Origin of the sequence: Paracoccus isoporae, from assembly GCF_900101865.1 — a bacterium.
Taxonomy (GTDB): Bacteria; Pseudomonadota; Alphaproteobacteria; order Rhodobacterales; family Rhodobacteraceae; genus Paracoccus; species Paracoccus isoporae.
Window position 1 is genome coordinate 290,656 of record NZ_FNAH01000001.1, and the last position, 14,257, is coordinate 304,912.

The window sequence follows — 14,257 nt, forward strand, 5'->3', positions numbered from 1 at the left end:
CTCCCCAACCGGATTAGGCGCGCGGGGCGCCCCTGTCAAAGCGCGTCTCGCCGCCCGTCACGCGCCGGCCAGCAGGATCGACGGGACGCGGCGGGCCTTGCAGCCCTGCCGCGGACAGATGCGGCAGGTCGGACCGACAGGCACGAAGGGCGGTTCCGGCTCTGCGGCGGGACGCAGCAGCATCACCGCCCGGCCCAGCACCGTGCCGCCGGGGTGATCCGCCGGCATCCGCGTGGCGACCGCCGTCGCCTCCAGCAGATCGCCGGTCTCGGTCTCGATGATCCGCTGCAGCGGGGTTCCGGGCTGGCCGAGCGCCTCAAAGATCGGCAGCATCGCGCAGGGATCGCCGGGCCGCGCCGCCTCCTGCTGCCCGGCCGCCTTGCGGAAGGTGACGCCGCCCGCCCCGTCGCAGATCATCAGCCCCGAGCCCGGTTCCGACAGGCCCAGACGGCGCAAAATCAGATCCAGCGGCACGCCGGTCCGCGCCGCCAGGGCGAACGGGTCGCCGCCAAGGAGCGGCGCCAGCACCTGATCCGGCAGGCGCAGCCGGTCCGCGGCCTCCGCCTCCGCCCAGCTTTCGGCAAGCGCGCGCGCGGCATCAGAGGCGGGGCCACCATCGGGCCGGCCTTCGGCGATCCAGGTCTCGAACTCCTCTTGCGGGGTCATCAGCCCGGCATCCTGCTCGAAACTGTCCAGATAGGCGACAAGCGCCTGCGCCGTCACCGACAGCCGCAGGCTGTCCTGATCCAGATTGCCGTGAAACCGCTCCCGCCAGGCGGCGTCCATCTGCGGTTCCTTGACCAGGATGGAGGCGGTCGAGCGCAGCGAGGTGATGGCAGACAGCACTTCGTGCACCGTGTCCAGAAGATAGGGGTTCTGGGTCATCCGGTCCGACAGATCGGTCAGCCGCCTGGCCTGCGCCTCGGCACGTTCCGACAGCGCCACGACAAGCCCCGCCCATCCCGGCAGGCGCGTCGCGAATTCGGCCATGCGCTCGGTCTCGATGGCGATTTCGGCGGGAACATCCCTCGCCGCGGCGACACGCAGACCGTGCAACAGCGCCTCCTCCCGCCCGGCCTCCAGTTCCGCCTCGGAGATGCCGAGCGCGTCGGCCAGTCCTGCGCGGACATGGCCGGTCAGGTTGCGCCGGTCATGTTCGATCAGGTTCATATAGGCCGGCGATATGCCCGCCCTGCGTGCCAGATCGGCCTGGGTCAGCCCGAGCGACAGGCGGCGTTCCCGGATCCGGGCTCCGGCTGTCACACGATGCGGGGTGCTTGGCTGGCTCATCCGCTCATCAAGTCGCAAGGCTGCGGCGCGCGCAAGCCCCTGCGGCCGCGCCGGATTTACACCGGCGGCCCGGATTTACAGCGACAGGCCGTGACGTCCGGCCAGATCGGTGAAGAACTGCCACGCCACCCGGCCCGAGCGCGCGCCGCGCGTCGCCTGCCACTCGATCGCCTCCGCCTGAAGCGTATCGGGGTCGATCTTCAGCCCGGCCGCGTCGCAATAGCCCCGGATCATCTCGAGATACTCGTCCTGCGCACAGGGGTGGAAGCCCAGCCACAGACCGAAGCGGTCGGAGAGCGACACTTTCTCCTCCACCGCCTCTCCGGGATGGATCGCGGTCGACCGCTCGTTCTCGATCATGTCGCGCGGCATCAGGTGACGGCGGTTCGACGTGGCATAGAGGATCACGTTGTCGGGCCGGCCTGCCACGCCGCCGTCCAGCACCGCCTTGAGCGATTTATACTGCGTGTCGTCATGGCTGAACGACAGATCATCCGCGAACAGCAGAAAGCGTCGGTCGGATGTGGCGCCGAGCACGTTCAGCAGACGGCCGACGCTGGACAGATCCTCCCGCGCGATCTCGACCAGCACCAGCGGCAGACCCTGCGCCACCGCCTCGGCATGGGCGGCCTTGACCAGCGAGGATTTGCCCATGCCCCGCGCCCCCCAGAGCAGGGCGTTATTGGCCGCATGTCCGCGCGCGAATTGCAGTGTGTTCGCCAGCAGCGTGTCGCGCGCCCGGTCAATGCCCACCAGCCGGTCCAGATCGACGCGATTCACCTTCGGCACGGGTTCCAGCCGGTCCGGCCCGGTATGCCAGATATAGGCGTCGGCCTCGGAAAAGCTGGGCGCGGGGGCAGGCGCCGGGGCCAGACGTTCGAGCGCCTCGGCAATGCGGGTCAGCGTGGCGTCATTCATCGTCGTCGAGCAGCCCCTGCGCGCGGAGTTCCTCGTCGCGGCGCCTTTCGATCCGGCGGACAAGCTGGATCGAGATCTCGTAGAGCCCATAGACCACCGTGAACAGCACGACCTGGCTGACCACGTCGGGCGGGGTCACGATGGCCGCCAGCACCAGGATGAGCAGCAGCGCGTATTTGCGCATGCTGCCCAACCCTTCTGACGACACAAGCCCTGCCTTGCCCAGAAGGGTCAGCGCCACGGGAAGCTGGAATGACAGCCCGAAGGCCAGGATGAATTTCGTGGTCAGGGCCAGGTATTCACTAACCGATCCCTGGAACACGATACCCGCCATGCTGTTGCTCGGGGCGGCGTCCGGGTCATCTGGCAGCGCCAGCGGCCCCTGCTGGAAGCCCAGGAAGAAATCATAGGCCATGGGCAGGATGACGTAATAGGCGAAGGCCGCGCCCAGGAAGAACATGGCCGGCGATGCGATCAGGAACGGCAGGAACGCCTGCTTCTCGTTGCGATACAGCCCCGGTGCCACGAACCGCCAGAGCTGGAAGGCAATGATCGGGAAGGACAGGATGAAGCCCCCCAGAAAGCTGATCTGGATGGCGACGAAAAAGCCCTCCTGCAGCTTCAGCAGGATCAGGCCGCATTCCTGCCCCCGCTGATCGAGCGCCGAACAGATCGGCTGGGTCAGGAAGTTATAGATCGGGTTCCAGACCGTGTAACACAGCACCATCGCCACGACGAAGGCCAGAACCGACCAGATCAGCCGGGTCCGCAGCTCCGCCAGATGCTCGATCAGCGGCGCCGAGCTGTCGTCGATGTCCTCGCGGGGATCGGTCTTGCTGCTCACCTCAGCCATCCTTCGATTCGCTGCGCCGGACCGCGTGCAGGCGGCGCTGGCTGGTGGCGTGCTCGTCGTCGCTGTCGCGCGACGTTGCGGGCGCGCTGCTGACCGGTTTCGCAGCCCCGGCCGGAGCGGCCCTGGGGGACGGGGCCGTCGACGCCGGTGTCGCGCCTTCAGCAGGCACCTTGCCCCTGGCGGCCGGATCGGGCGTCGCCCCGCCGCGTGAGGCGGGCAGCTTCGGATCCCATTTCTCGAACTTGTCCGCCGCCCGGTCGAGCGCGTCGAGACCGAGCGAGCGTTTCGAGGTCACGTTGCGGATATCGTTCAGCGACTTGCTGGCTTCGTCCAGACCCGAATCGCGGGCAGCATCTTCCATCGCGTGGGAGAACTCGCGCGCCATGGACCGCATCTTGCCGGTGATCCGGCCAAGGGCGCGGAACATATGCGGCAGGTCGCGCGGACCGACGACGATCAGCGCGACCACCCCGATGAGCAGCAGCTCAGTCCAGCCGATATCCAGCATCAGGCGCCCCTCGGCAAATGCGACAGGATCCCGCCGTCAGGCGGCGATCAGACGCGGTTCTTGTCGTCCGGCACGCGGTGCTGCGGGGTCACGTCGCGCAGCTTCTCGTCGCGCCCGGCTTCCTCGCGCTTCATGTCCTCGGTCAGCTCGCGGCCGGAATTCTCGACCTCGTCGCTGCCCTCCTTGACGCCCTTCTTGAACGAGCTGATGCCCTTTCCGACCTCTCCCATCAGCGAGGACACCTTGCCCCGCCCGAACAGGACAAGCACCACGACAGCGATCAAGAGAATGCCGGGCAGACCGATATTGTTCAGCATGTTTTGCTCCCTTCACGGGCAAGTTCGGCCCGGTGACGCAACACATCTAGGGTGTTCGGGGGTGATTTGCAAAGCCCCGATGCGCGAAGAACCGGGACATCTGCGGGTTGCGCAGATGACTTGGCAGAGCCGTCGGGCTGCGCCATAACCGGCGCATGGATCCGGCCGCGATTGTCACTGCCTTCGTCACGCTGTTCGTCGTCATCGACCCGGTCGGGCTGGCGCCTCTGTTCATTGCGCTGACGACCGGGATGGGCGACGCGCAGCGCCGCCGCATCGGCTGGCGCGCCGTGGCCATCGCCGCCGTACTGCTGACGCTGTTCGGGCTGGCCGGCGATTCGATCCTGTCCTTCGTCGGCATCTCGCTGCCCGCCTTCCAGATCGCCGGCGGGATCCTGCTGTTTCTGACCGCGCTCGACATGCTGTTCGAGCGCCGCACCGAGCGGCGGGAGGGGCAATCCGCCGAGAATGACACTGATCCGTCGGTGTTCCCGCTGGCCACGCCGCTTTTGGCCGGACCGGGGGCCTTGGCCACCATGATCCTCCTGGTCGGAGAGGAGCAGTCCACACTGCATACGGCGATGATCCTGCTGGTCATGGCCTCGGTGCTGGCGCTCGCCATGATGCTGTTCGTGCTGGCCGGGCCGCTGTCGCGCGTGCTGGGCCGCACCGGAACCATGGTCGTGACCCGCCTGCTGGGGATGCTGCTCGCGGCCCTGTCGGTGCAGTTCATCATCGACGGGCTGCGCGGAACGGGGCTCTACGGATGAGCGACCAGATCCCCCGCGTCGCCTACCTCGTGCTGCTGCTGATCGCGATCAGCGGATATATGCTGGTCGAGTTCCGCACCCGGCCCGGCAAGTCGCTGCGCCAGATGCTGGCCTGGGGGCTGATCTTTCTCGGCCTGGTCGCGGGATTCGGGCTGTGGGAGGATATCCGCCGCAATGTCGCCCCGCCGCAGCGCATCGAGGGCAACCGGATCGAGCTGCCGATGGGCAATGACGGGCATTTCCGCATCGAGTTGCGGCTGAACGACACCCCGGTCCGGTTCATGGTCGATACCGGCGCCTCCGAAATCGCGCTGCGCCGCCGCGATGCCGAACGGATCGGGCTGGCGCCGGGATCGCTGGATTATGTGAACATGGCCTCGACCGCAAATGGCACGGTCTATACCGCGCCGGTGCGGATCGACGAGGTAAGGATCGGCGACATCGTGGATGGTGATGTGCCCGCCAGCGTGGTCGAAGGTGATCTGGACGTGTCCCTTCTGGGCATGACCTATCTGCGCCGCTTCGCGCGGGTCAGCTTCGAGGGCGAGACGATGGTGCTGGAGCGCTAGCGCTTCTTTTCCCAGCGTCCGCCGGCTTCGGACCAGTATTCCGCCACGACCCCGCCGGAGGTGAGACCGCGCCACTGCGCGCGGGCCCGGTCGAGCGACTCGGGATCATTGCCGTCGAAGATGATGCAGACCCGTTGGCGCGCCTCCGCCTCCTCCGGCGTGACCTCGCAGCCATCGAGCGCCATCAGGCAGTCCGGCGCATTTGCCGCCTCAGGCGCCGTCTCGTCGCGCAGCAGCACCGGCTGGCGGGGATCATGCGGACCGCCCGCCATGCCATGCGGCAGGAACCCCTCCTCCAGCCAGAGCGCGTCGTCCAGCCGGGCCAGCCGTTCCGTGTCGCGCCCGCGCAGCTCGACCCGCCAACCCGCCTCTAGCGCCTTGCCGAGCAATTGCGGCAGCAATCGCTCGGCATTGGACCGGGTCAGGTGATAGAACAGCGCCTTGCCCATTGTGGGATCAGCCCTCGAACTGGTCGCTGATCAGCCGGTTCAGTGTCATCACCCCCCAGCCGGAGGCGCCTTTCGGCGCAAGATCCGATCCACCGGGCGGCAGCGCCACCCCGGCAATGTCGATATGCACCCAGGGCTGATCCTTGCGCACGAAACGCTGAAGGAACTGCGCCGCGGTGATCGAGCCTGCGGGCCGGCCGCCGGTGTTCTTCACATCGGCCAGACGACTGTCGATCTGCTTGTCATAGGCAGGCGCCAGCGGCAGGCGCCACGCACCCTCTCCCTCCGCCTCGGCTGCAGACAGAACCTGCGCCGAAAGATCGTCGTCATTCGAGAAGATACCGGCATGCTCATGGCCGAGCGCGATGATGACCGCGCCGGTCAGCGTGGCCAGATCAACGATGGCACGCGGCTTGTACTCGGTCTGCGCGTACCAGAGCACATCCGCCAGAACGAGCCGCCCTTCCGCGTCGGTGTTGATGACCTCGATCGTGTCGCCCTTCATGGATTTCACGATGTCGCCGGGACGCTGCGCCCGACCATCGGGCATGTTCTCCACCAGCCCGACCAGCCCGACGACATTGGCCTTCGCGCGGCGCAGCGCCACGGCGCGCATCACCCCGGCCACGACGCCCGCGCCGCCCATATCCATGGTCATCTCTTCCATCCCGGCGGCAGGCTTGATCGAGATGCCGCCCGTGTCGAACACCACGCCCTTGCCGACAAGCGCCAGCGGGGCATCGCTTTTCTTGCCGCCATTCCACCGCATCACCACGACCTTGGACGGCGATTCAGAGCCCTGCCCGACCGCCAGCAGCGCCCGCATCCCCAGCTTCTCAAGCTCGGCCTCTTCAAGCACCTCGACCTCCAGGCCGATCTCCTCCATCGCCTTCAGCCGATCGGCGAAATCGGTGGTGGTCAGGACATTCGCGGGCTCGTTCACCAGATCGCGGGTGAAGAACACGCCCTCGGCCACGGCGGCGTGGTCGCCGGCCTGCTTGGCCACGGCCTCTGGCTTGTCGCACATGAAGGTGACGCTGGCGCGCGCCGGATCGGGACGCGGCGCGTCGGGCTGCGCATCGGGCGCACGTTCCGCGCCGGACGCATCGCCCAGCACCGCATCGCCATTGCCGCGCGCCTGCACCGATTGCGGCGGGCGCTGCTGCGCGGGCGCAGCGGTTTCGCCCTCTGCCGCATCCGGCCGGGTCTTGTAGATCGAGAAATCATAGCCGCGCAGCGCCAGTCCGAGCGCGATGTCCGCGGCACGCGCGTGGTTGCCCGCCATCACCAGCATCTCGGAACTGCCGAGCGCCGCGCCGATCGAAGCACCGGCCTTGCGCGCCTGCGCCACGGTGGCTTTTTTCGGCAGTTTCACCAGCAGGATCGCATCGGCTTCCAGCCCGCCCGGATAGGCCATGGTCAGCGCCTGACCCGGCTCCAGCTTGGCGAACTCATTTGATTCGACCGCGCGGGTCATCGCCGGGCGCGCCGATTTCGGAAGTTTCGCGGGAAGCTGCCCCTCCTTGCTGACGATCAGCGCGATGCGGCCGGCGCGCGATGCCAGGTTTTCCGTGCTGGTTTCGGTGAAACGGATCTCGACCGGCTGGGTCATGGGGCTACTCCTGTCTGCATTGCCGCAAACCCTATCCCCGGCCCGCGCCCTTGGCCAGAGGCGCAGCCGACCACCGCTCTTCCCCAAGCGCGCCCCAGCCGTTAATCAGGGGCCAGCCCGAAGGACAGCGCATGACCCGCATCGACCGCTACATTCTCAAGCTCATGCTGATCCTGTTCGGCTTCTTCGCACTTGTGCTGGTGGCGGTCTATTGGCTGAACCGGGCCGTCTCGTTGTTCGAGCAGTTGATCGCGGACGGCCAGACGGCGCTCGTCGTGCTGGAATTCACGCTGCTGACGCTGCCGCTGGTGATCTCCATCGTGCTGCCGGTCGCGGCCTTTGCGGCCACGGCCTATGGCACGAACCGTCTGTCGGGCGAATCCGAGCTGGTGGCGATGCAATCGGCGGGGCTCTCGCCGTGGCGGATGGCCCGGCCGGTGCTCGTGTTCGGGATGATGGTGGCGCTGATGGTGTCGATCCTGGTCCATGCCATCGTGCCCATGGCGCGTGCCCGGCTGGCAGATCGCCAGGAGCAGATCGCCGAGAACGTGACCGCGCAGTTCCTGAAGCCCGGGATCTTCCAGTATCCGGCGCAGGGCGTGACGCTGTTCATCCGCGGCATTACCGCGCAGGGCGAGATCGAGGGGCTGTTCCTGGAGGATGCGCGCGACGCGTCGTCCATCACGTCCTACAGCGCCGAGCAGGCGCTGATCGTGAAATCCGATGCCGGGCCGAAACTGGTGATGATCCGCGGCATGGTGCAGTCGCTGCGCAGCAATGATGATGCGCCGCGCCTGTCGGTGACGCGGTTCGAGGACATGACCTATGATCTGGCCAGCATGGTCGGCGGCAGCGCCGCGAAGGGGCGCGATCTGCGCGATTACGGCACCGCCCGGCTGCTGTCGCCCGACGCCGCCCTGCTTGCTGCAACCGGGCAGACCGCCGCCCGCGCGCGGCTGGAGGCGCATGAGCGACTGGCGCAGCCGCTTCTGTCCCCGGTGGCCGCGATGCTTGGATTTGCCACCTTGCTGGTGGGCGGGTTTTCGCGCTTCGGGGTCTGGCGGCAGGTCGGCTGGGCCATCGTCGCGCTGATCTTCGTGCAGCTTCTGACCAACTGGACGGCCAATCGCGCCGGTGATGATGCGAGCTACTGGCCGCTCGTCTATCTGCCGTCAGCCGTCGGGGCCGGCATCTGCGCCACATTGCTGTGGCTCTCCGCGCGACGGCGACGGCCCGGTCCGCTGACCGCATCGGTGGAGGCCGCATGACGCTCGCCCGCTATGTCGCCAACAAGTATCTGCGGGCCTTCCTGCTTCTGGCGGGCGTGTTCCTGGCCATCCTGCTGCTGATCGACATGGTCGAACAGATCCGGCGCTTCTCTGATGACGGGATCAGCCTGGGCGGCGCGGCGCGGCTGTCGGCCCTGTCGGTCGCGGGCAGTTTCTACGGCATCCTGCCGCTGATCGGCCTGCTGGCCGCGATCACGCTGTTTCTGGGCCTGTCGCGTTCGTCCGAGATGGTGGCGATCCGCGCTTCGGGGCGGTCCGGTCTGCGCTCGGTGCTGGCCCCGGCGGTCATGGCCGGGCTGATCGGCGCCTTCGCGGTGGCGGTGCTGAACCCGATGGTTGCCGCGACCGAGGCGCGATATTCCGCCGCGGTCACGGCGCTCCAGTCCGGCACCGCCCAGACCGTCAGTCTGAGCGAGGACGCCGTCTGGCTCAGGCAGGCGCTCGGCGATGAAGGCGGGCAAATGATGATCCGCGCCGCCCGCACCAGCCCGGATGCCACCACGCTCTATGATGCGAGCTTTGTAATCTACGACCAGCAGAGCGGGCCGGCCACGCGCATCTCGGCGGCGGAGGCCACGCTCGGAAACGGCGCATGGACGCTGCGCGAGGTGAAGGAATGGCCGCTCGACGCCGTGAACCCGGAAGCGGAGGCCCGGCAGAGCGCGGAGCTGATCCTGCCGACCGAGCTGACCGCCGACCGAATCCGCGACGGGTTCGGCAGCCCGCAGGCCGTGCCGGTCTGGGATCTGCCTTCCTATATCGCCGGGCTGAAGCGCGCCGGGTTCTCGGCACTGCGCCATCAGGTCTGGCTGCAGATGGAACTCGCCTTGCCGCTGACCCTGGCAGCCATGGTGGTGATCGCCTCGGTCTTCACGATCCGCCACATGCGCGGGCGCAAATCCGGCAGTCTGGTGTTGATGGCCTTCGCCGCCGGGATCGCGCTGTTCTTCCTGCGCAACATGGCGCAGGTCCTGGGCGAGAATGCCGGGGTGCCGCCCTGGCTGGCGGGCTGGGCCCCTCCGGTCGTCGCGCTGCTGTTCGCGGTCGGCGCTTTGCTGCAACTCGAGGATGGTTGATGAAAAGACTGCTGCTCGCATCGCTGCTCCTCGCGACGGCGCCCGCATCCGGCCAGAATATCGCGGATCGTCAGCCCTGGTGGGAAACCGATCCCGCCTATGACGGCAGCCAGGGGCCCGCGCTCGCGCCGACCGAAAACCGCGATCCCGCAGCCCCCTATGCCGACGGAACCGAGCTCAGCCGGCTCAGCGGCAGCGTTCGCCCGCCCCGCAGGCAGATCACCTTCGCGGGCGACGGCATGGCGGAGGATGGCGGTGCCGCGACGCTTCTGGCCGACGACATCACCATGTCAGAGGATCGCAGCCTGACCGCATCCGGCGGCGTTGTCGTGTGGTATCAGGGCGCACGGCTGGTGGCGGACCGGGTCCGCTATGACGGTGACAGCGGCGAGATGAAGATCAGCGGCCCGATCCACCTGACCCGGCCGGGCCTGGCCGGGACCGAGGACGAGGCGGTGCTGATCGCGGATGAGGCGCAGCTCAGCCAGGACATGCGCGAAGGGCTGCTGCGCGGCGCGCGGCTGGTTCTGGCCCGCGAAATGCAGATGGCCGCCTCTCAGGTCGAGATCACCGGGCAGGGCCGGTTCACGCGACTCGACAATGTCGTTGCGTCCTCCTGCCAGGTCTGTGCCGCCGATCCGACCCCGCTTTGGGAGATCCGGGCGCGGCGCATCACCCATGACGACGAGGAAAACCGCCTGATCTTCGAGCATCCGCAACTGCGCGCTTTCGGTCTGCCGATTGCGGCCTGGCCCGGCACGGTAACCGCCCCCGATCCGACGGTGGAGCGGATGTCGGGTTTCCTGCGGCCGCGCTTCCGCACCACGTCGAATCTCGGCTTCGGGGTGATGCTGCCCTATTTCAGGACGCTCGGCCCGCATGCCGATGTGACAGCCACCCCCTATCTGTCGGCGTCCGAGACCCGGACCCTGATGCTGCGCTATCGACAGGCCTTCTGGAACGGTGCGACGGAGTGGAACGGGGCCATCACCCGAGACGACATCCGAGAGGGGGACACGCGCGGCTATCTGTTCGGCGCCGCGCAATGGGAGCTGCCGCGCGGCTACCAGCTCGGGATGCAATTGCAGGTCGCCTCCGATGACGGCTATCTGCTGGATTACGACATCAGCGATGCCGACCGGCTGTGGAGCGGCCTGACGCTTCAGCGTGTGACCCGGAACAAGCTGGTCTGGGCGCGGGCGGGCAATTACCATTCCCTGCGCGACGATGAGGACAACTCCACCTCGCCGGCGCAGGTGGCCGATATGAGCTGGATCCGCCGCTGGCGCCTGGCGGGGGGCGAGGCCGGGCTGGAATGGAACACCCACGCCCATCGCCGCCCGTCCGGTGAGGATCAGCTTGGCCGCGATGCCGCGCGCGCCTCGCTGGCCCTCGACTGGCGGCGCAGCCAGATCCTGCCGGGCGGGGTACTGGCGCAGGCGGCGCTCGGCTTCGATGCCGACATCTACGCCATCCGTGACGATTCCCGCTTCGACGACACCGAGACCCGCAGCGTGCCCTGGGTCGCGACGACGCTGCGCTATCCGCTGACCGGCAGTGACGGTCGCGCCTCCTATGTGCTGGAGCCCGTCGCGCAGCTCGTATGGTCGCCCTATGAGGATGACGGTGACCGGATCCCCAACGAGGACAGCCGCCAGATCGAGTTCGACGAGGGCAACCTGTTCGCGCTATCCCGCTATCCGGGCTGGGACGCACGGGAAACCGGATTGCGGGCCAATCTCGGCGTGACCTGGACGCGCTTCGACCCGGCCGGCTGGTCGCTGTCGCTGGCGGGCGGGCGTATCTTCCGCGAGCGGACCGAACCGGGGGACGACACGCCGCTGCCACTGCGCGGGCGCAAATCCGACTGGCTGCTGGCCTGGCACTACGCCGATAATTCCGGGCTGAGCATCGCCAACCGGGCGCTGTTCGACGACAATTTCAGCATCAACCGCGACGAGCTGCGCATCGGCTGGGCGCGGCCGGGGCTGGAGCTGAGCCTCGGCCATATCTGGCTGAAGGCCGACGAGTTCGAGGGCCGGGACGACAACCTGTCCGAACTGACCGGAGAGGTCGGCTGGCAACTGGCGCAAGGCTGGTGGGCCACCGCGAACACCCGCTATGACCTGGCCGACACCCGAGCCCAGACCGCCGGGTTCGGCATCGCCTATCGCAATGAGTGCATCAGCGTGGATTTCTCGGCCTCGCGCCGGTTCACCGACACGGCCGAAGTCGACCCGGAAACCGATCTCGACCTGTCGGTGCGGCTTGGCGGGTTCGGCCGCCAGCCGGAAGGCAAGGGCAGTGTGGCGCGCCGAAGCTGCTTGCGCTAGATTGACGCCAAATGATGAGGGGGCATGACTTCATGCGGCAGTTCTTTCTTTCCGTCGCGCTTGCCGCGGTGATCTCTGCGCCGGTTGCGGCGCCCGGTCTCGCGCAGGACTTCTCGCCGGTGGTCTATGTCAACAACGCCGTTGTGACAGAATACGAAATCCAGCAGCGCATGCGTTTCATGCAGGTGTTGAACGCGCCGGAGCAGGGCCGCGACGCGGCCGAGAAGGCGCTGATCGAGGATCGGCTGCGCAACGAGGCCGCGCGCCAGATCGGCGTGGAGGTCAGCGATGTCGGGCTGGAACAGGGCCTGTCCGAATTTGCCGGCCGCGCCGGGCTGTCCACGGGCGAATTCATCCAGGTGCTGGAACGCAGCGGCGTGGAGCGGCAGGCCTATCGCGATTTCGTGAAAGCCGGTGTGGCCTGGCGCGAAGTGGTGAGGCAGCGCATCGCACCCAGTGTCGCCGTGTCGGATGCCGAACTGGATCAGGCGCTCAAGCGGATCGTGGAGACGCCGCTTGTCACGCAGGTGCTGATCTCCGAGCTGATCATCCCCGCCCCGCCCGGACAGGAACAGGCAGTCATGGCGCAGGCCGAGGCCCTGACCCAGTCGGTGCGCAGCGAAGCCGCCTTTGCCGACGCCGCGCGGCGCCTCTCCGCCACGCCATCGGCGGCGCGCGGCGGGCGCCTGGAATGGATGGCCGTTGACAACATGCCGCCGTCGCTGCGGCCGATCATCCTGGGTCTGCAGCCGGGCCAGATGACACCGCCGCTCAGCGTCTCCGGCGCGGTGGTGCTGTTCTTTCTGCGCGACACGCGCGGCGAATTGCGCCCCGGCGCGCGCGAGCAGCAGCTCGACTATCTCCAGGTCACCTATGCCAGCACGGCTGAGGCGCAGGGCGTCGCGGCGCAGGCACGTTCCTGCGAGGAGCTGTATGTCTTTGCCAACGGCCTGCCGGACCAGCAGGTGCAGCGCGTCACCGGCGGTCAGGGCAGCATTCCCAGCGGGATCGCGGTGCGGCTGGCTTCGCTTGACGAGAACGAAGCAACAGTGATCGATCGTGGCGGCGCCGCAGATTTGGTGATGCTGTGCGACCGCACGCCGGTGCTTCTGGCCGGGCTGGATAGCGGCCCGGTGGCCACCGCGACGACGACCGATGGCGAGACGGTGGCGGCGGCCGATTCCAACGCGCTGCCGGAGCGCGAGTCGGTGCGCGAGCAGATTTTCAACCGCAAGATCACCCAGGCAGCAGACGCCTATCTGGCCGAGTTGCGCGCGGATGCGGTGATCCGGCGAAACTGAGATGCCGCGCCCGATCATCGTCACCTGCGGCGAACCGGCGGGGATCGGCCCGGAACTGGCGCCCGCGCTGCATCGGGCCGCCGTCCCGTTTGTCTGGATGGGCGATCCGCGGCATTTGCCGGACGGCACCGCCTGGACCGAGGTGACGGATCTGGCGCAACTGCCCGCCGACGGCCTGGCTGTGCTGCGTCATGATTTCGCGGCGCCGGCCCGACCCGGCACACCCGATCCGGCCAATGCGGCGGGCGTGATCGAGGTGATTGCACGTGCGGTCACACTCTGCCGAGACGGCGCGGCATCCGGGATCTGCACCATGCCGATCCACAAGAAGGCGCTGAAGGACGGTGCGGGCTTCGCCTTTCCCGGCCATACGGAGTTTCTGGCCCATCTCGCAGGTGGTGCCGATGTCGCGATGATGCTCGCCTCGACCACGGTGGACCCGCCCTGCCGGGTGGTGCCCGCCACGATCCATATCGCGCTGTCCGATGTGCCCCGGACGCTGACGCCGGATCTGCTGGAGCGGACCATCCGCATCACCCGCGCGGCCATGATCCGCGATTTCGGCCTGCCCGCCCCGCGCCTCGCCGTCGCGGGCCTCAATCCCCATGCCGGCGAGGGCGGGGCGATGGGCCGCGAGGAACAGGACTGGATCAGCGACCTCGTCGCGCGGCTGCGGGATGAAGGGCTTGACATCAGCGGCCCGCTTCCGGCGGACACGATGTTTCATGCCCCCGCCCGCGCCCGCTGGGATGCGGCGATCTGCGCCTATCACGATCAGGCGCTGATCCCGATGAAGACGTTGGATTTCTCCGGCGGGGTGAATGTCACGCTGGGGCTGCCCTTCGTGCGCACCTCGCCCGATCACGGCACCGCCTTCGATATTGCGGGGACCGGGCAAGCCGATCCCGACAGCGCCATCGCCGCGCTGCGCATGGCCGGTCAGCTTGCGCGGGCCCGGCAGGCGCAATGAGG

The 14,257-nt window shown here is 68.0% G+C and carries 14 protein-coding genes; 7 read left to right on the forward strand and 7 right to left on the reverse strand.

The features are described 5' to 3' along the window. Positions 1–57 precede the first annotated feature (57 nt). From BLT73_RS01425 to BLT73_RS01445, 5 genes are all read right to left on the reverse strand, one after another. A complete protein-coding gene (locus BLT73_RS01425) occupies positions 58–1,290 on the reverse strand; it encodes a helix-turn-helix transcriptional regulator (protein WP_090520196.1) in 1,233 nt (410 codons plus the stop codon). A 75-nt stretch (positions 1,291–1,365) separates the two neighbouring features. Continuing rightward, on the reverse strand, positions 1,366–2,208 hold the full coding sequence (locus BLT73_RS01430; RefSeq protein WP_090520198.1) for an ATP-binding protein: 843 nt from the start codon (positions 2,206–2,208) through the stop codon (positions 1,366–1,368). Next, entirely contained in the window at positions 2,201–3,052 is an 852-nt protein-coding gene (tatC, locus tag BLT73_RS01435; protein WP_425438793.1) for a twin-arginine translocase subunit TatC, read from the reverse strand. Before tatC ends, BLT73_RS01430 begins: the two co-directional genes overlap by 8 nt. A 1-nt stretch (position 3,053) precedes the next feature. Further along, a complete protein-coding gene (tatB, locus tag BLT73_RS01440) occupies positions 3,054–3,569 on the reverse strand; it encodes a Sec-independent protein translocase protein TatB (RefSeq protein WP_090520201.1) in 516 nt (171 codons plus the stop codon). Between the two features lie 47 nt (positions 3,570–3,616). Then, entirely contained in the window at positions 3,617–3,886 is a 270-nt protein-coding gene (locus tag BLT73_RS01445) for a twin-arginine translocase TatA/TatE family subunit (RefSeq protein ID WP_090520203.1), read from the reverse strand. 155 nt (positions 3,887–4,041) lie between these two features. Between BLT73_RS01445 and BLT73_RS01450 the strand changes: the two genes are divergently transcribed. Next, the gene (locus BLT73_RS01450) at positions 4,042–4,656 is read left to right on the forward strand and encodes a MarC family protein (RefSeq protein ID WP_090520205.1); all 615 of its coding nucleotides are present in this window, start codon (positions 4,042–4,044) and stop codon (positions 4,654–4,656) included. Beyond that, complete coding sequence (locus tag BLT73_RS01455) at positions 4,653–5,225, forward strand: retropepsin-like aspartic protease family protein (protein WP_090520207.1); 573 nt, start codon at positions 4,653–4,655, stop codon at positions 5,223–5,225. Before BLT73_RS01450 ends, BLT73_RS01455 begins: the two co-directional genes overlap by 4 nt. Here the strand turns inward: BLT73_RS01455 and BLT73_RS01460 are convergent. After that, entirely contained in the window at positions 5,222–5,674 is a 453-nt protein-coding gene (locus BLT73_RS01460) for a DNA polymerase III subunit chi (protein ID WP_090520210.1), read from the reverse strand. The two genes, BLT73_RS01455 and BLT73_RS01460, sit on opposite strands and share 4 nt — an antisense overlap. A gap of 7 nt (positions 5,675–5,681) precedes the next feature. Beyond that, positions 5,682–7,286, reverse strand: coding sequence for a leucyl aminopeptidase (locus BLT73_RS01465; protein ID WP_090520212.1), 1,605 nt, complete (start codon positions 7,284–7,286; stop codon positions 5,682–5,684). A 131-nt stretch (positions 7,287–7,417) separates the two neighbouring features. Between BLT73_RS01465 and lptF the strand changes: the two genes are divergently transcribed. Genes lptF through pdxA form a run of 5 tightly spaced genes read left to right on the forward strand, consistent with a single transcriptional unit; the run spans position 7,418 to position 14,255 of the window. Then, positions 7,418–8,554, forward strand: coding sequence for an LPS export ABC transporter permease LptF (lptF, locus tag BLT73_RS01470; RefSeq protein WP_090520214.1), 1,137 nt, complete (start codon positions 7,418–7,420; stop codon positions 8,552–8,554). Beyond that, the gene (gene lptG / locus BLT73_RS01475; RefSeq protein WP_090520216.1) at positions 8,551–9,651 is read left to right on the forward strand and encodes an LPS export ABC transporter permease LptG; all 1,101 of its coding nucleotides are present in this window, start codon (positions 8,551–8,553) and stop codon (positions 9,649–9,651) included. The genes lptF and lptG overlap by 4 nt, the downstream gene beginning before the upstream one ends. After that, positions 9,651–11,984 (forward strand): LPS-assembly protein LptD, encoded by a 2,334-nt coding sequence (locus tag BLT73_RS01480; protein ID WP_090520218.1) that lies wholly within the window; start codon positions 9,651–9,653, stop codon positions 11,982–11,984. The genes lptG and BLT73_RS01480 overlap by 1 nt, the downstream gene beginning before the upstream one ends. Positions 11,985–12,016: 32 nt before the next feature. Continuing rightward, positions 12,017–13,285, forward strand: a complete 1,269-nt coding sequence (locus tag BLT73_RS01485; protein WP_090520220.1) for a peptidylprolyl isomerase — start codon at positions 12,017–12,019, stop codon at positions 13,283–13,285. 1 nt (position 13,286) lies between these two features. Then, entirely contained in the window at positions 13,287–14,255 is a 969-nt protein-coding gene (pdxA, locus tag BLT73_RS01490) for a 4-hydroxythreonine-4-phosphate dehydrogenase PdxA (RefSeq protein WP_090520221.1), read from the forward strand. The last annotated feature ends 2 nt before the right edge of the window (positions 14,256–14,257 follow it).